This is a genomic window from Oribacterium sp. Sow4_G1_1 (assembly GCF_052116105.1).
Lineage (GTDB): Bacteria > Bacillota > Clostridia > Lachnospirales > Lachnospiraceae > Oribacterium.
On record NZ_JBQKLS010000001.1, the window covers coordinates 250,664 to 268,571 of the forward strand.

Annotated in this window: 16 protein-coding genes; 4 read left to right on the plus strand and 12 right to left on the minus strand. The window is 51.8% G+C overall.

Going from position 1 to position 17,908, the window contains the following annotated elements; translation table 11 throughout:
* Positions 1 to 207: 207 nt before the first annotated feature.
* The 11 genes from gdhA to ACTQ52_RS01215 form a co-directional block, all read right to left on the minus strand.
* Complete coding sequence (gdhA, locus tag ACTQ52_RS01165) at positions 208 to 1,542, minus strand: NADP-specific glutamate dehydrogenase (protein ID WP_441981534.1); 1,335 nt, start codon at positions 1,540 to 1,542, stop codon at positions 208 to 210.
* Positions 1,543 to 1,886: 344 nt separating this feature from the next.
* Positions 1,887 to 3,209 (minus strand): hypothetical protein, encoded by a 1,323-nt coding sequence (locus ACTQ52_RS01170; protein ID WP_441981535.1) that lies wholly within the window; start codon positions 3,207 to 3,209, stop codon positions 1,887 to 1,889.
* A gap of 62 nt (positions 3,210 to 3,271) precedes the next feature.
* Positions 3,272 to 4,411 (minus strand): substrate-binding domain-containing protein, encoded by a 1,140-nt coding sequence (locus tag ACTQ52_RS01175; protein WP_441981536.1) that lies wholly within the window; start codon positions 4,409 to 4,411, stop codon positions 3,272 to 3,274.
* Between the two features lies 1 nt (position 4,412).
* Positions 4,413 to 5,837 carry a glucuronate isomerase gene (gene uxaC, locus ACTQ52_RS01180; protein WP_441981537.1) on the minus strand — a complete coding sequence of 475 codons (1,425 nt, stop codon included), beginning with the start codon at positions 5,835 to 5,837 and terminating at the stop codon, positions 4,413 to 4,415.
* Positions 5,838 to 5,850: 13 nt separating this feature from the next.
* Positions 5,851 to 6,651, minus strand: a complete 801-nt coding sequence (locus ACTQ52_RS01185; protein WP_441981538.1) for an SDR family NAD(P)-dependent oxidoreductase — start codon at positions 6,649 to 6,651, stop codon at positions 5,851 to 5,853.
* Positions 6,652 to 6,688: 37 nt separating this feature from the next.
* Positions 6,689 to 7,906 carry a UxaA family hydrolase gene (locus tag ACTQ52_RS01190; RefSeq protein WP_441981539.1) on the minus strand — a complete coding sequence of 406 codons (1,218 nt, stop codon included), beginning with the start codon at positions 7,904 to 7,906 and terminating at the stop codon, positions 6,689 to 6,691.
* A gap of 10 nt (positions 7,907 to 7,916) precedes the next feature.
* Positions 7,917 to 8,249, minus strand: coding sequence for a UxaA family hydrolase (locus ACTQ52_RS01195; RefSeq protein WP_441981540.1), 333 nt, complete (start codon positions 8,247 to 8,249; stop codon positions 7,917 to 7,919).
* Positions 8,250 to 8,372: 123 nt separating this feature from the next.
* Positions 8,373 to 9,083, minus strand: a complete 711-nt coding sequence (locus tag ACTQ52_RS01200) for an RraA family protein (RefSeq protein WP_441981541.1) — start codon at positions 9,081 to 9,083, stop codon at positions 8,373 to 8,375.
* 113 nt (positions 9,084 to 9,196) lie between these two features.
* Positions 9,197 to 10,501: a TRAP transporter large permease gene (locus tag ACTQ52_RS01205; RefSeq protein WP_441981542.1), complete on the minus strand. Its 1,305-nt coding sequence runs from the start codon at positions 10,499 to 10,501 to the stop codon at positions 9,197 to 9,199.
* On the minus strand, positions 10,494 to 11,105 hold the full coding sequence (locus tag ACTQ52_RS01210; RefSeq protein ID WP_441981543.1) for a TRAP transporter small permease: 612 nt from the start codon (positions 11,103 to 11,105) through the stop codon (positions 10,494 to 10,496). The genes ACTQ52_RS01205 and ACTQ52_RS01210 overlap by 8 nt, the downstream gene beginning before the upstream one ends.
* Positions 11,106 to 11,131: 26 nt before the next feature.
* Positions 11,132 to 12,307, minus strand: a complete 1,176-nt coding sequence (locus tag ACTQ52_RS01215) for a TRAP transporter substrate-binding protein (protein ID WP_441981544.1) — start codon at positions 12,305 to 12,307, stop codon at positions 11,132 to 11,134.
* Between the two features lie 279 nt (positions 12,308 to 12,586).
* On the opposite strand from ACTQ52_RS01215, the gene ACTQ52_RS01220 reads away from it, so the two are divergent.
* The 4 genes from ACTQ52_RS01220 to ACTQ52_RS01235 all read left to right on the plus strand — a co-directional run bounded on the left by ACTQ52_RS01220 (position 12,587) and on the right by ACTQ52_RS01235 (position 15,932).
* A complete protein-coding gene (locus tag ACTQ52_RS01220) occupies positions 12,587 to 13,123 on the plus strand; it encodes a hypothetical protein (protein WP_441981545.1) in 537 nt (178 codons plus the stop codon).
* 17 nt (positions 13,124 to 13,140) lie between these two features.
* The gene (locus ACTQ52_RS01225; RefSeq protein WP_441981546.1) at positions 13,141 to 14,268 is read left to right on the plus strand and encodes an enolase C-terminal domain-like protein; all 1,128 of its coding nucleotides are present in this window, start codon (positions 13,141 to 13,143) and stop codon (positions 14,266 to 14,268) included.
* A gap of 90 nt (positions 14,269 to 14,358) precedes the next feature.
* A complete protein-coding gene (locus ACTQ52_RS01230; protein WP_441981547.1) occupies positions 14,359 to 15,108 on the plus strand; it encodes an SDR family NAD(P)-dependent oxidoreductase in 750 nt (249 codons plus the stop codon).
* Positions 15,109 to 15,338: 230 nt separating this feature from the next.
* A complete protein-coding gene (locus tag ACTQ52_RS01235) occupies positions 15,339 to 15,932 on the plus strand; it encodes a biotin transporter BioY (protein ID WP_441226737.1) in 594 nt (197 codons plus the stop codon).
* A gap of 232 nt (positions 15,933 to 16,164) precedes the next feature.
* Here ACTQ52_RS01235 and ACTQ52_RS01240 read toward each other — a convergent pair whose 3' ends face one another.
* Positions 16,165 to 17,595, minus strand: coding sequence for a GGDEF domain-containing protein (locus ACTQ52_RS01240; RefSeq protein WP_441981548.1), 1,431 nt, complete (start codon positions 17,593 to 17,595; stop codon positions 16,165 to 16,167).
* Between the last annotated feature and the right edge of the window lie 313 nt (positions 17,596 to 17,908).

The window sequence follows — 17,908 nt, forward strand, 5'->3', positions numbered from 1 at the left end:
TCTATGTCCGGGCTGATATCGATACTGCTGCGCTCTGTTCATAATTCCCCCTGCTAACTGCGTGTGGTGTTTTCATACATCGTTCTACACACTATAGCACATTATCCCTCCATATTGGGGTTCTTTTGCAGAACATCGCAGAGCAAAACAAAACGACGTCACAGATTTCTCTATGACGTCGTTTTATATGCTGCAATTTTATATCTCTTATACGAGGCCCTGTGCAAGCATAGCCGTTGCAACCTTCTCGAAGCCGGCGATGTTCGCACCAACGACGAAGTTGTTCTCATAGCCATACTTCTTTGCAGTCTCTGAAACGCTCTTATAGATGTTCACCATGATGTCGTGAAGCTTGCTGTCGACCTCCTCGAAGCTCCAGCTCAGTCTCTCGGAGTTCTGAGACATCTCGAGTGCAGAAACCGCTACGCCGCCAGCATTGGCTGCCTTAGCTGGCATATAGAGAATCTTCGCAGCGAGGTAAGTATCGATCGCAGCCTCGTCGGAAGGCATGTTTGCACCCTCACATACACACCAACAACCGTTGTCGATGAGCTTCTTCGCGTCCTCACCGTTGACCTCGTTCTGGGTTGCACACGGAAGTGCGATGTCACACTTTACGCCCCATGGACGCTCACCCTCGTGGTACTCGGAACCTGGAACGCGTTTTGCGTACTCCTTGATTCTCGCTCTCTCGACCTGCTTGATCTGGCAGAGAACCTCGAAGTTGATGCCGTTCGGATCATAGATATAGCCGTTGGAGTCAGAGCAGGTAACAACCTTCGCACCGAGCTCCTCAGCCTTCTGGATCGCATACTGTGCGACATTACCGGAACCGGAAACGACGATGGTCTTGCCCTTCAGCTCCTTGCCGGCACCCTTGACTACCTCATCCGTGATGTAAACGAGACCATAGCCGGTTGCCTCTGGACGAGCGAGGGAACCACCGAAGGTGAGACCCTTGCCGGTCAGTACGCCCTCATAGAGGCCGGTAAGTCTCTTGTACTGGCCATAGAGGTAGCCTACCTCACGTCCGCCGACACCGATATCACCGGCCGGAACGTCGGTATCCTTACCGATGTACTTATAGAGCTCCGTCATGAAGCTCTGGCAGAAGCGCATCACCTCTGCATCCGACTTGCCGTGCGGGTCGAAGTCCGCACCACCCTTACCACCACCGATCGGAAGGCTGGTCAGGGAGTTCTTCAGAATCTGCTCCATACCGAGGAACTTAAGAATCGACTGATTTACAGACGGATGGAAACGGAGACCGCCCTTGTACGGTCCGATGGCTGAATTGAACTGTACTCTGTAGCCGAGATTTACGTGGTTTACACCCTTATCATCGGTCCATGGTACTCTGAACGTAATGATTCTCTCCGGCTCGACAAATCTCTCCAGAAGAGCATTCTTACGGTATACATCCTCGTTCTTCGAAACGATCGGGTCCAGAGACTCGAGAATTCTCTTTGCAGCCTCGAGAAACTCCGGCTCGTGTGGATGCTTTGCCTTTAATCCTTCGTAAACTTCATCAACATAAGACATAAAATTTCCTCCTTCAGGAACAGCTTATTTGGTTTAGTTTAAAAAATCCGGATACCAAGACATAGTGCGCCCGTTCTTTCCTGAAGGCGCCCCCATTGGCTCCGAATCCATGTTTTATCGGGGTAACTATAACATGGTATAATCTTTACGTAAACAAAAAATTTCTGATATAAACAAATATTATGGTGGCGCGGGCGCTACTGTTCAGGCTTGGGATCGTCTTGGGCCGAAGCTGGCTCTGGGGTGGGCGAGGCCGGAGCCTGCGCTTTCGAGACTTGTCTCAACGTATTGAGGAAGTACGATTGCCTGCTGAGCCCGGGGGGGGCTTCTTTTATATTGTGTTTTCACGCTCCATGAACTTCCTGCGGAGTACGTGCAGATACGGCATAGACATTGACCGTGTGCGCCATGCGGCTGTTGAAGAAGACGCGGTCGCCGGCGTGGGCATAAATCGGGTGCGGATGCGCGTCCTGGCCGAGCCAGTCAGAGTCATGCTTACAGAGTGGAACCCAGTGGAGGGTGCCCTCATCCCAGTCCGGCTCGACCTTCGTGATGTAGGCGCCGTCCTTTCGATGCGGATCCGGGCCGTTGTCGGTCGAATTCTCACGTTCGATGATTTTTTCACCCGGCATGCGATAGTAGCCGTCGCAGGTCAGATTGCCGCGGTGGTCCATCAGGAAGTGGCCGTAAGCATTGTACTCATCCGGCAGGGCGATCTCCCAGAAGGTGCGGGCAGGCAGGCCATTTGCGTCGGTGCGTGTAAAGTCAATGTCACAACGGCCAACCATCGCTGGGCCGTGATTATAGCCGCCGTGGTAGATGATGCTTCGACCGTCGTCCGTCCACATCTCGTGGCAGACCCAGTCGTTCCGGCTCCGCGCATAGCCACGCGAATTCCCCTTCGTATCGTCGCCTTCCGTCCGAACATGGTAGAAGATGTCCTGTCGGTGGTCGTAGATGTTTACACGGCGGATGCCACAGTCAAAGGCGGACCACTCGTGGTTATACATGATGATGTCCGAATCGAGCGGGTGGAACTGCACATGCGTGATCCAGCAGCGCGGGATCGTCTTTTCATAGAGCAGCGCACCGCTCTCTGTGTCATACACGCAGAGATACGAGTTGAGGCCCTCGTCCTGTGCACGCTGGTCAATGTTGTACTTCGGACGCTTGTCGAGGCCCTCACCCTCGGTCTCGGGATCGAAATCGAGGATGCGCCCATCCGTCATCGGCACGCACAGCTTCGTGCCGTCCAGGCTGACGTGCGTGAATGCGGTCATCCGGCCATCCGGCACGCGGTTCAGCACCCGGATGTTGCCGTCCCGGTCGGTCCGACAGATTTTATCATCCTGAATATAGTAGACACGCTCACGGATATAGTCGAGGCAGACGCTGGCCTTGCCGAGGCCCTCATCCTGCGTGCCATCGAAGTAGACGTAGCTCTTCAGGATGCCCTTCTGATTATCCGTCAGCTTCCGGTCGGTTCCGCGGAACATGTCATGCATCCAGACATTCGGATGGCCGTCCCGGTCCGAAATCAGATAGATACGCTCGTCATCCGCGCTGAGTGACGAGCAGGTGAAGTAGAGGAGCTGGGTGTTGAAGCTGTCTCTGCCCAGCCCATCGCTGATTAAAACTCTTCCATTTAAAGGCTTCGATGTGTTCATAACTATTCCTTTTATTCGCGTTGCAGTACGCGACCATAAAGAATCAGAATCATTTCTGTCGGTCAGATCAGCATGGCGGGGCCGAAGTGATGGCTGACCTTCTGAAGACTGCTGGCACTTCGCTTTTCGTAGAAAACGAGATTACTGTGGAAAACCACTTCACTTCCTACCTTTATAATGCCATGCGCTTTCTGATCCTTCAGAAGATAGTCCAGCAAAACTTCCGTCGCGGTATATGCCTGTGCATACGGATTCTTCTGAATCAGATTCTGATACACATTGCGCTTCATCGCATCGATATTCTCCGCGAATACGTCGCTCCCCACCGCATAGATCTTCCCGGCTCTTCCAGACGCCTCCAGTGCCATCTCCAGCATTCGACTCGTTCTTGACGACACACAGCATACCGCTGCTACATCCGGTTCAGAAACGGCCTCCAGAATCTTCTGATAATTCTGTTCATTGATCGTGTGGCTGTACACCTTATATACTTTATTTTCGCAGTGATGCTCTCGGAGATACTGATCAAAGCCGATTTCAATGCCTCGATGCGAATAGATCGATGGCTCACCCGCACACATGAGAATACTTCCATAGGAAGCGATCCTTCCGGTAATCAGCTCAGCAACCGTCGCACCAATCACCTTATAGTCTCCCAGCACACAACTCAGACGACCGGAATTTTCCATATCCCGGTCTACCATCGTCAGCACCAGGCCCTGTGCGACAAACTGCGCAAGTTCTGCTTCTGTAAATGGCGAGGTATTCCCATCCAGAACCATGCCATCGATCGTCCCCGCTTCCAACTCTGCACGTAGTGCATTCAGCGAAATTACACCGGCCTGTTCAGCATCACTGGATATCTCCAGCTCACTGAAGCTGTTATATGGACACTGCAGAAGCTCGACATTCATGTCGCGCCCCTGTTCGGCATATGCATTCTGAAATCCGTGCCATAAGGAAGGATAGTAGTATCGGTTATTGCCTTCTACACTCGGAAAACAGCCGACGATGCGCTTGCTTTTCCGATTCAGCGAAGCTGCCGCAAAATTCGGGCGGTAATCCAGTTCCCTGGCCACCTCCAGTATCTTATTTCGTGTTTCTTCACTGATGCCCGTTTTCCCATTCAGAGCGATATGCACTGCCCCCAGGGAATACCCAGATTTTGCTGCGACGTCTTTGATCGTAACTCTGTTTTTCACTTTACTTACCTACATTAAATCCGAAGTACTGATTTGCATTTTCGAAGCAGATGCCTTCGATTACTTCCTTCAGATTCTGCTCTGAGCCGAAGTACTCACCCCGCTCACAGAGCTCACCCAGATAATTGCAGAGCACTCTGCGATAGAGCTCATGACGCGGATAGGAAATAAAGGATCGGGAATCCGTCAGCATACCGACGGACAGTGCGACCGGATAGAGGTTCGCACAGCTTCTGAACTGGCGGTCGATACCGAACTGCTGGTCGTTGAACCACCACGGTGCCGCCAGCTGTACCTTCGCTACGGTTCCACTGTCGCAGAAGCCGGCCGCAAGGACAGCCCAGGTCTCAATCTTCGTTCCATCCAGTGGATAGAGCAGTGTCTTCGGAAGCTCGCCCAGGATGGTCAGACGATTCAGGATCTCACCGACCGAGGTCACCGCACACTGGTCATCGGTACAGTCAAAGCCGGTCGACTGTCCGACCCGCTGCACGCCAGTGGTGTTCGCATCGAGATAGGTACCGATGTGAAGCTGCATGACATAGCCTTCCTTATGATAGAGCCTGCCCATCTCCACCAGGAACGCACTCTGATACTGGTCCACCTCATGTACCGTCAGCGCCTCATTCCGTCTTGCCTTCTGGAAGATTGCTTCGATTTCCTCTTCAGTATAATCGCTCCAGGTAAAATTAGGAATACCATCATCTGAAACTGTGGTTTCCGTCACCGCACGAAAGTACTGAAGCCGCTGATCCAGCGCGTCCAGCATCGTCCGAAAGCTCGTGATCTCTGTCTCTGCCGCTGCAGCAAGCTTCTGTAAATAGTCATCAAAGGTGTCGAGTGTGAGGAACATCGCCTTATCCGGACGGAAGGCCGTAATGACACGCACCTTACAGTTTGGATCCTGCTGCAGGAGCTTATGATACTTTAAATCATCGATTGGATCCTCGGTCGTCGATACCAGACGCACATTACTGTGCTCCATGCACCACTGACGCGTCATATGCTTTTCACGAATCAGCGCCTTCGTCTTCTGGTAGATTTCCTCTGCATTCTCCTCACAGAGCGGCTCAGCGATGTCGAAGTAACGCTTCAGCTCCAGTGCGCACCAGATATAGATCGGATTGCCGATCATCTTCGGCAGCACCTTCGCAAACGCGAGATACTTCTCATGGAAGGAGGTCTCCTTCCCAGTGATGAGCTTCTCATCGATTCCAAAGGTACGCATCGCCCTCCACTTATAGTGATCACCCTCGAGCCACATCTCGCCGAGGTCCTCGAATTCCTTATTTTCGTACATATCCTTCGGAGAGATATGGCAGTGATAATCGATGATTGGCAACGGCTCTGCGTACTTGTGATAGAGCGTCCGACCGGTTTCATTCGTCAAAAAAAGCTCTTCTGAAAATGTATGCTGTAATTTCATCTTCTGTACCTCCTTAAAAGCCGATCAGCGCACCACCGTCGACCGGGATGCAGGAGCCGGAAATATAACGCGCCGCCTTACTGCACAGGAACGCTGTGACCATACCGATATCCATCGGATCTCCGACACTCTTCGCCGGAATACGGCCTAAGATCTTCGCGAGACGAGGTGGATCGTTATCGACCGCCTTATGGAACATCGGGGTATCGATCCAGCCCGGTGCGATGGCGTTTACGGTCACACCATACTCTGCAAGCTCTGCCGTCAGCACATGGATCATGCCGAGGAAGCCCGCCTTCGCCGTCGCATAGCCACATACCTGTGGCTGTCCGATATACGAGGTCATCGATGCCTGGAAAATGATGCGTCCGTGACGCTGCTCCTTAAAGTAAGGCGCGACTGCCTTCGACATCGCGAAGGAGCCCACGAGATGCACATCAAGTACCGACTTATAGTCCTCGACCGTCATATCCCAGATATACTTCTTGCAGTGGTTGCCGGCGTTGTTCACCAGGATCGTCACCTTTCCGAAATCCTTCACAACCTGCTCCACCAGTGCATCCGCATGCCCCGTATCCGTAATGTCATGCTGATAGTAGCGTACCTTCTCGCCGAATTCTGCAAGAGTTTCCGCTGCCGCTTCCGGTGATCTCGATGCTACCACCGCCACTTCTGCGCCTGCCGAAACGAGACAGCGCACGATGGCGAGGCCCAGTCCGGACGCACCACCCGTAACGATGGCCACCTCTCCATCGAGGTCATACCAGCTCTGCATTCTGAATCTCTTCATCTCTTCCTCGGTAAATGCCGCCATATTCTCTCCTCCTTAGGTTAATCCCTCTTTCTTCACTTTACTGTTCACATGCCTTCGGTGGTATGTTCTTATCCTGATACTTATATGGGATATAAAACTCCTTATGTCCCATCGCTTCGGATTTACTGAGCACGCCGGAGGCGATCTCCGCCACATGCACCGCAAGTGCCTCCGCCATCGCATCCCGACTCTTCTCACCGGTGAGAATCGGGCTCGCATCGAACTCCATATCCTCCGACATCCGCTCGAAGGTCGCATGGTTTCCAGTGATCTTGATGCACGGGGAAACCGCACTGCCGACGACGCTGCCGCGTCCGGTCACGAGAAACACGATGTGTGCACCACAGCTGATAAGATCCATCAGTCCCTCATTATCATTCGGATTTGTGATACCGAACTGCATCCAGTACGGATCCGGTGTCGAATCCAGCAGCCAGAGTCCCGGCTTCGTCGGTGGCACCGCCACCTTCGTCACACCCTGAATCGACCGGGAACCACTCTTCACCAGCGCGCCCATCGACTTTTCTTCGATCGTCGTGAGACCCCCCGCGAAATTCCCTGGGCTGATCGAGTACTGTCGCACAGATTTACAGTAGTCCAGCATCTTGTCATAGGTATAGGACAGTTGCTGTCGTACCTCTTCTGTTTCACCGCGGTTCACCAGCATATCGCGAAGCCCGATGGCCTCGACGATCTCCTCGAAGATCGCCGTGCCGCCGAGATCTACCAGCTTGTCATAAAAGCGCCCGACGACTGCATTGCCCGCGAGCCCCGAGGTATAATCCGAGCCTCCGCACTCTGCACCGATCACGAGATCCTTTAAGCGCATCTCCGCGCGTGGCGTGTCCTGCAGCTGCTTCAGCGCCCATTCCACCCAGTCGAGTCCCTTTTCGATCGTCGACTGCGTACCGCCTTCCTTCTGAATAAACATCCAGTGACTCAGCTTCCCTTCCTTCGTCGCGATGTCCGCTAGCCACTCTGGCTGGATATACTCACAGCCGAGCCCCACCGCCAGCACTGCTCCGATGTTCGGATGCCGAATCATGCTGATCAGCATATTGACCGCATACTGATTATCCGTGCAGCCCGGGAAGCCGATCAGCTCGACGTCCAGATGATCGGCGCGCTCTACGATTTTCTGCGCCACAAACTCGGCACACTTCACGGTATAGATGACCAGCACGCGGTTTCGGATGCCGAGCCGTCCATCCTTTCGCTGATATCCCATCCAGGACAGTTCTTCCAATCTTTTCATCTCGTCCGTCCTACTCATACTTCGTATCCTTCGGTGCACCGGTGACCGCATCCAGATGACTGGAGCGCTCATCATAATTCGAGTGCATCACATGAAGATGCACCCAGGTACCGCGGCCAATGTCGGCGTTCGCACTGCCAATGACCACCCCGTACTTCACGATGGGCTCGTCCTTCTGAATGTCGCGAAGCGCGATTTTATGCCCCACCGGAATCGCATCGACCGCATAAATCTCATGCATCTCTGCTTCTCCGATGATCTCCGCCGTCGCGCCCTTCGGAATCTCCGTCAGCGCCGTGGCTACATTATCCTTTTCATCAATCTGGAACACCCGGTAATCCATCGTTCCTCCAAATCTCCATTTAAAAAATGGAGCAGATGCCGATTTCCACGCACGAAATTCTGATCCGATAAAATCAGGCAATCAGATGTCTTCTGCCGAAATGCACGCATCCGCCCCATCTGTTTACAGGATGCCAAACTTCTCAAATGCTGCCGTCGCCGTCATGCCGCCCTCGATGGCCTTCCGCACGAGCTTCTCGCCGGCCGCCTTCTCAAGCGCCTTTTCGATGACCTCATCCTTCACTTCCTTCGGAATGATCAGCACGCCATCGATATCACCGAACACGAGGTCTCCATCATGGATGGTCACCTGTCCGATCTCGATCGGGCAGCGATACTGGAACACATAGGTCCGAATCGAGCTGTCCTGCGCCCAGGTCGCACGGCAGAAAACCGGGAAGTTCTGGCTCAGCACCTGAGGTGTATCTCTGGAATAGCCATCGAGAACGGCCCCCACGGCACCTCTCGTCTTCGCGGTCGCAGTCAGCAGCTCGCCCCACAGTGCCGAGTTATGCGCACCCGTCGCCACATATATCTCATTCGGCTGCAGCTGATCGAGCGCCTCAGTGAGCAGTCCGAACGGCTTCTTCGGCGGTTCAAACACATCATTTTCGAGAACCGTACATGCATAACCCGCCAGCTTTAAGCGATTATCCGGCTCGCTTCGGTCGATATAGGCATCCGCCGGAATCATGGATTCCAGTGGACGAATTTCCGCCGGTAAAAACTGATGCGAGTAGCCCATCTGGTCGAGAATATCACCGACCACCGGGGTATACAGCTTCTCCTTCATCAGTGCAAACATTTCTTCATCTGTATTCCATTGCTTTGACATCGTTTATTTTTCCTTTCACAAGCTCTGTTTTAAAATGAAAAATGCTGCCGAAATGCCGTCAAGGCATATCAGCAGCATTCCAAAACCACATATGTACTTATCGATTCACGTCATTATCCCATGACCGGCATAATCAGATTCGGAAGTGTCATACAGAACGCCGGGATATACGTCACGATGATCAGAACGACCAGCATGCAGACATAGAACGGTAACATACTCTTCGAGAGTCTCTCGAGTGGAATCTTCGAAATCGCAGCACCGATAAACAGGGTGGATCCTACTGGTGGTGTTACGAGACCAATGCCCAGGTTCGTGATCATGATGACACCGAAATGTACCGGATCGATACCAATCTGTGTAGCGATCGGAAGAAGAATCGGTGTTAAAACCAGGATAATAACACTCATGTCCATCATCGTTCCGAAGATCAGCATCAGAATATTCATCATGATGAGAATCAGATACTTATTCGTCGTAAATCCGAGAATGGCCCCCGAAATCATCGCTGGAACCTTGAGGTAGGTGAGCAGCCAGCCAAATGCGCTCGAGGTAGAGATCAGAATCAGTACGATCGCAAGCGTATTCAGTGCATTCTCCAGCACCTGCCAGAAATCCTTGAAGTTCATCTTCCTGTAAATGAAGAAGGATACGATCAGTGACCAGTCAACGGCGATTGCGGCAGACTCGGTCGCTGTAAAGATACCGGCTACAACGCCGACAACAACAATCATGACCGTAAACATTCCCCAGACTGCAGAACCTGCCGTCTTCAGAAGATGCTTTACATTAAATGGTGTTCCCTTCGGATAATTCCGCTTGACAGAAATATAGTAGCTGTAGATCATCAGTACGACACCGAGACATACACCAGGCGCAAAGCCTGCCAGGAACAGCCGTCCGACCGATACACTTCCGGCCACTGTGGAATAGATTACCATGTTGTGGCTAGGCGGGATCAGGATACCCTCGACAGAACTTGCCATCGTGACATCCGTCGAAAAGTCATCATCATAGCCCTGCTTCACCATCATCGGAATCAGAATCGTACCAAGGGATGCTGTATCCGCTGCAGATGAACCGGAAATACCTCCGAAGAACAGTGATGCAACGATGTTTACCATCGCAAGACCACCACGAATCCATCCTACCAGCGCATCAGACAGTTCAATCAGCTTATCCGATATACCGCCCTTTCCCATGATTTCACCGGAAACGATAAAGAACGGAACCGCCATGAGTGAAAAGGAAAAGACGCCCTTTACCATGAGCTGTACCACCTGCATCAGCGGAAGCTGGAGATACATCATCGTAATGACCGATGCCACACCGATGGCATAAGCAATCGGCATGCGCAAAAAGATAAAGCCAAAGAACATAATGATCAGCATGGCTGTCGCCACGGTTGTATTAGGCATGGTTCTTCGCCTCCTCTCTCGCCGCAGATTCCCTTATCTTACGGGCATTTTCAAGCGCACATGCATTTCGTTCTTCTTCTGCCTTTCTTTCCGCTTCCTGCTGTGCCCACAGGTCGAGGTAGGCCTGTGGGATCTTATTCTGCTTTTTCAGAATGAACAGGAAAAATCGTTCACTCTGCATCAGCAGCATACACACACCCGCCATCGGAACCGCACCATAGAGTACTGACTGCGGAACCTGAATACCCGAAAGTGTGCTCTTCGCCATAAGTGTGCAGAATTTGAATCCATAAATAATCATGAATGTCGAAAAGCCGAAAATCATAAACTGACTCAGCATCTTCAGAAACTCCACTACCGGCTTCGGTAATATGAAATCTACCAGCATGACACGCAGATGCGTATCGGTCCGAACCGCAAGAGATGCACTGATCAAAGCCATATAAACCATGCACAACAGTATCGACTGCTCCCCCCATCGTGGTGTCTTGTGTAAAATATATCGGCAAAAAACGACATAACTGGTAATGCAGATAGAAATCATAAATACGACTTTACAGAATGACATAAACAGCCAGTATACTGTGTCATAAAACTTTTTCATGCGTCATCCTCCTGCGAACGATATCTTTAGTTCTGCACATCCTGCATCTTCTGAAGAAGATCCTCGATGCCCTCTGTATACTGAGCCCATACAGACTTGCAGGCTTCCTGTGCGGTAGCGATATCCTCTGCGCTCATATCGATAACGGTAACGCCGAGGCCTTCAAGTTTCTGCTTAAGCTCAACCTCTTCCTGCTCGATCTGGCTTCTGTCCCAATCCGTTGCCTTCTGACCAGCCTCACGAAGGAGCTTCTGATCATCTGCAGAAAGTGCATCCCACTTCGCCTGTGCCATCAGAATGATTCCAGGAGAGAAGGTGTGCTTGGAAAGGAGGTAGTAAGGTGCAACCTCATAGAACTTGTTGGAGTAGTATCCAGGATAACCATTCTCAGCACCATCTACGACGCCGGACTGAAGCGATGTATAAAGCTCACTGTACGAAATAGGCGTAGGCTCTGCACCCAGTGCCTTCATGGTATCCATCATGAGCTGTGTCTCTGGAACTCTGATCTTCATTCCCTTTACATCCGAAAGGCCCTTGATCTCATTTCTTGTAAACAGGTTACGTGCTCCCTCATCGGTGTAGGCGACACCAACCATGCCAGCACCAACCTCTGCACCCTCATCTAGGAATGCCTGTCCGAGCTCTGCATCCTCAAGTACCTTATACATATCGTCACGGCTCTTGAAAATGAATGGAAGGCCAAACATATTCAGCTTCTTAAATCCGTAGTCAGAAAGTGAGTTTGTATTTCCGCGATACATATCAACGGTTCCGCCACCCATCTGCAGAGAATTGAGACAGGTCTTCTCATCACCCAGCGTCGATGCCGAATTCACTTCTACGACGATACGGCCATCGGACATATCATGTACATACTTCGAGAATACATAACCCGCTCTGGTATTAATGTTGTCATCTGGATTGAGCTCGCCATACTTGTAAACGATCTCGCACTTCGGGTCCTTCTCCCACTCAAGAATATCCTGAAGCGTCGGAATCTCAACACTATCGCCCTCTGTAGCGGCTTCTGTCTTTTCTGCTTCAGCTGCGGTTGTTTCTGTCGCTGCGGCAGTTGCTGCTGCAGTTGTCTCTGCAGCCTTTGCCGCTGTGGTCGTCTCCGGTGCCTTGGATGATCCACAGGCTGCCAGGCTGGCAACCATCGTTGATGCCATTACCATCGCAATGAGTTTCTTTTTCATACTGTCCTCCTGAAATTTGTGGTTAAACGTTTCTCTATCCACTGTGAAACGTTTCATGTGATGTTTATAGATTAATTCGAAAGCAGCATTCTGTCAACATTTTTATTGTTCGTATTGCTGTATTTTTGTCGATAACATAACGTTTCATTATCCATTTTGCCGTCATATAACGGTGGTCCCACCGAAGCGTTCCGTCATTTTTCTTTTGTATTTACATTTTTCGTCCATGATGATAGTATAAAAAGTACAGATTAATTAAAACGTTTCAAAGGAGCCGCCATGCATACTACAGAAGATAATTTACTGGTCATCCATTCACGCCTGTCTGCTGCTGATTTTCGAGGCTTTTCTTTTTATAACGGATTAATTCGTGGGCACCGCCTGCTGAAGGTCCTTATATTCGCACTGCTCCTCATCCTTTTCGGATGGTGTCACTTCATGGCCGGCATGCCAAAATTTGCAGCAATCTACGCCTTTATCGGGTTCATCATCCCATTCGTTTATGTCCTGCAATACTGGTATAGCGTGCATCGCCAGACGATGGCTATGGAGCTGAGCGAAACACCACAGGATGCCTATACGGTAGGTTTCACTCAGCTAGGTATCTGGATTCAGCGTGGACAGGAGCACGCATCCGTCGACTGGAATCGTATCAACAGCGCTTATGCACGTGGCAAAGAAACTTATCTTTACTACATGCAGAATCGCGCACTTATTCTCCCGGATGCTTCGACCGACAGCGAAAGCGTCGCGCTTCTCCTGTCACTTCTTGAAAAAAATCTGGGTCATCGTTTCGAAAATCATCACACGAAATAATATGAAGGAGAACCATTATGATTATCACAAAATTTGAATCCTGGTGGGTTGAGCGTGGCAAGTGCTTATTTGACGAGAAGCGCCAGGGTGGCGCAAAGATGGGCTGGGATGTCCTGGTCATCAAACTGACGACCGATACCGGCATCGAGGGCATCGCGACCTGCATGGCCGCACGCTCCGGCGCTGTTTCTGAATCCTACTTAAATGAAACCGTGGCACCGGTCGTGCTCGGCCGCGATCCGCATGACCGCGAAGCCATCTTCCAGGAGCTCTGGATCATTGACCGCCACGAAGCCTTCTTCCCTGTGTTCCTGCCAGGTCCAGTCGATGTCGCACTGTGGGACATCTGCGCGAAGGAAGCAAATCTTCCACTTTATAAGTACATCGGTGCATATCGTGACAGCCTGCCGGTCTATGCAAGCTCCAACTTCCTGCCGGGCATCCAGGATTACATCGATGAAGCTCTCTTCTATAAGAGCAAGGGTATCAAGGGCTATAAGATGCACCCGGCCGGACCGGTCGAGTTCGATATGCAGGTGCATCAGGCGGTACGTGATGCCGTCGGTCCGGATTATGCACTAATGACGGATCCGGTCGGTGATTACACAATCGATGAAGCGGTCCGTGTCGGCCGCCAGTTGGAACGCCTTAACTTTGAGTGGTTCGAGGAGCCGTTCCGTGATTTCGAACTGTATAAGTACACCGAGCTCTGTAAGACCCTGGATATTCCGATCGCCGCGACCGAAACCACGCGAGGCTGTCACTGGGGCGTGGCACAGGTCATCAACCAGCATGCGGCGGACATCGTCCGTGCCGATGTCTCCTGGAAGGACGGTATCACCGGCACCCTGAAGATCGCGCATCTCGCGGAAGCCTTCGGTCTCAATGTCGAAATCCATACCACGACCATGAACTACATGGATATGGCAAACCTGCACGTCAGCTGCGCAATCAAGAACTGCAAGTACTTCGAGTACTTCGTGCCGGAGGATAACTACCGTCTGCCGATGAAGGGTGACCTGCCGATCGATGAAAACGGCATCATCCATGTACCGCAGGATAAACCGGGTGTCGGCGTGGAACTTGACTGGGATCTGATCGAGCACGCCTGTCATAATTACATTTGTCAGGAATATAAGGGTTAAACAAAAGGCGTTTTATGTTGCCACCGGATATTCGGATGCATCCAAGCATGTGAACTCCGTGGCAGTCCGCCCATAATCAGGAGGTTTCATATGGGAGATTTACATGGCTTAGCCGGTATTGTCACCGGAGGTTCAAGCGGCATCGGTCTGGATATCGCGAATCAGCTGGCACTACAGGGTGCAACCGTATATATTATTTCAAGAACAGGGCACGTGAAGGACGACTGTCCGAATAGCGTTCCAGGCACAATCCACATCAAAGGCGATATCACGGATAAAGCTGGTATGCAGAAACTCGTAGCCGAGCTCGCAGAAAAGCACGACGGCTGCCTAGATTTTCTTGTAAATAATGCCGGTGCAACCTACAAATGCGTTGCACAGGATATTCCGGAAGAGGAATTCGAACGAGTATTAAACACCAACGTGAAGTGTGCATTCCTTATGTCGCAAATTCTCTATCCATATCTGAAAAAAAGCAAGAATAAAGGACGAATCATCAACATTTCCAGCATGAGTGCGCACCTGGGATTCACTTTGGTCGTTCCATACTGTACCAGCAAAGCTGCCGTACTCGGCCTCACACGCGGTCTCGCCATCGAATGGGCGAACGACAACATCACTGTGAACTCTATCGCGCCAGGCTGGTTCCACAGTAAGATGCTCGATGAAGTCATGGATGACAAGCGTCGTCAGCAGATCCTGAACCGTATTCCGGTGCATAATTTCGGAGACACAAAGGACCTCGGCGCCCTCGCAGCTTTCCTGATCGGACCACACGGCTCCTATATCAACGGGCAGGACTATGCCGTCGATGGCGGAACCTTGGCATATGGCTATTAACCACATTTTCACACACATTATATCCTTCTATGATGAAACGCTCCAGACATGTAACTTTCTGGGGCGTTTTCTCTTAGATTCATCATGTCGTTCATCGAATAAAACTCCACCATAGCAACTCGAGCGCAGTTAATCATTGACTTTCGCTGGCAACCTATTGACATCTGCGGGTTAACTTCTTATAATTTTCACGTTCTGTAAACTTGTGAAAAAAGTGAGGTTAACTTCTTATGACGAATACAACCACGAAAACTCTGACCCTGACGGCTTTATGTGCAGCACTTCTCTGTGTACTGTCTCCGATGTCCATCCCGCTTCCAGGTGGTGTTCCGATTTCCCTCGCGACCCTCGCGGCGGCCTTCGCCGGTGCGCTGCTCGGTGCGAAGTACGGTACCCTTTCCGTGCTGATCTATCTTCTGCTCGGTGCCTTCGGTCTTCCGGTCTTCGCCGGCTACAGCGGTGGCTTCGGTTCCTTCGTGAAGCCGTCCTCCGGTTACCTCATCGGTTATCTTTTCCTCGCATTCCTGACCGGCCTCATCTACCACAGGTTCGGTCGTGAGCAGAAGGGCGGCCAGAAGTACCTGCTTCTCTTCGTCGCACAGCTCGCCGGCGAGGTGATCCTCTATATCTTCGGAACCGCCTGGTTCATGTACCTCATGGGTGCGCAGGGCAATGCTGCCATGGCGACACTCGGTGGCGCGCTCGGTGCGTGTGTGATCCCGTTCCTGCCAGGTGACTGCGCGAAGATGATCGCGGTCTGCATCGTCATCCCGGTACTCGAGAGAGCACTGAATGCCGCCGGCCTCGCAGTGAAGGTCGCGTAACGCGTTATTTTACTTATTCATTTTTTCTCCATACAGAAGCACCCGAGTCATATGGCCCGGGTGCTTCTTTCATTAGGCCAGGAAGAGGAATCCCCGTTTTCAAGGCGCTGAATTCAACGCAAATCCCCATCGGAAAGAAATAAATGGGTGAAAGTTTATGGGGTCAGACCCCCTTACAAAATTCTTAAGGCCGTCGTGATGGGGCTCTCCCCGCCACGACGGCCTTTTCATCCTATGATTTCCGACGGTCCACGCCGCTTTCACGGTAGAAGTACGCCTTCCGTTCGTACATACGTATATCGGCTGCCTTCGAGATCTCATGGACGCTTTCCCACGGGTGCTCGGTGCTCAGCACATATCCCCAGGCGATGCTCATGCTGTCCACGAGCTCTCCCTGCCAGTGCGCGACATCCACGTCGAAGTCCTGAAGCCGCGCGTCCAGCGCCTCCAGCTCCCCGGTGACGATCACGACGAACTCATCGCCGCCGATGCGGTACACCCTGCCGATATCCGCGAAGCTGTGCTTCATCGTTTCGGCCGCCGCACAGATCAGCTCATCGCCAGCCGCGTGCCCGCGCGTATCATTGACCTGCTTAAGTCCGTTCACATCCATCGACAGATAGGCCCAGGCATCCTGCAGATCGAGCTTCGCGATATCCGTCTCGTATGCGTGCCGGTTCCCGCAGCGCGTAAGCTCATCCGTCATCGAGGTATAGAGCAGCCTCTCCTTCTCGTACTTCTCCTTCATCACCTCCGCGAGCATATAGATCATGCCACACGACGCGAGTATCAGGTACACCCCGACGATGAGCATCGCGACGAAGCTGCTTTCGAGGTACACCGACTTCTCCTCCGTGATCACCACGAGGTAATCTGCATCCCGCTGCAGCATGCATCGACAGGCCTTCCCCTTCACAGCGGCGTCCATTCGTATGGTCTGGCCAATGCTGGCGGCCTCTGCATCGATGCCGAGCTCCTCGAGACGCCGGCCGAGCTGCGCACTGTCCGTGGCCCCCTCGATCTGCTTCGTCTCCGGATCGGCGACGTAGATATCCATGCCCTTATAGACCGGCATGTCAGCCACCACAGAGGAAACCTGGTTCTGCTTCAGCTCCTGCAGCAGATGCTTCGGCGTGATGCCCACCTGAATCATCTTCGAGCCACTTTCATCCCAGACGATGGCATACATCATCTCCTTACCTTCGGCGGTATTCGGCGTCACATCCTGGCACATCGACAGCTGTTTATCTGTCAGCATCGGCTTAAAATAAGCCATCTGCGCACCGGTATCGAAATTATAGCCGAAGTACTTCGGGAGCGTGCCGCTGTAGATCATGCCCGTCTGATCCAGAAGGTAGATCTCGTCCACCGAAATCAGCTTTCCAATCCGCTGGAGCTCATCGATATCAAGCTCCGCCTCCGGCTTCGCATCCAGGATATAGGACACCGCACGCGCCCGGACGATATAGTCCGACTTCAGCGATTCGATCATATCCGCTTCACTCTGGTCATTCTTTTCGAGTACCGTAAACACACGATCCAGCATCACCTCAGAGATCCTGTATGTCATCTGATCATTTACATATTTTAAAATGCCGGCCTCCAGCATCAGCGCGACCACGATGACGGCGACCGCCAGCGCCGCCAGCCTTCTCTTCTTCATAAACGCCACCCTCTGCCTGTCCGAACAGAAATCACCTTCTGCCGGCTCGAACAGAAAAAACTCTGTCGAAGTGCCGATGAATCAACACATTTATCATATCATGGCTCACCGCCATGCACCAGTTTATTGCGCCTCTTAAGTTTATGGGGTCTGACCCCATTAATTTTTTCTAAACAGAATCTAAACTGAAATTTATGGGGTCAGACCCCCTTACGAAATTCTTAAGACACCGCAATAAAAAGCCGCCCGGAAACATCCGGACGGCTTTTATTTATGAACTTGTTGCCACAAGGTTCAAACGATTTGATTAAGC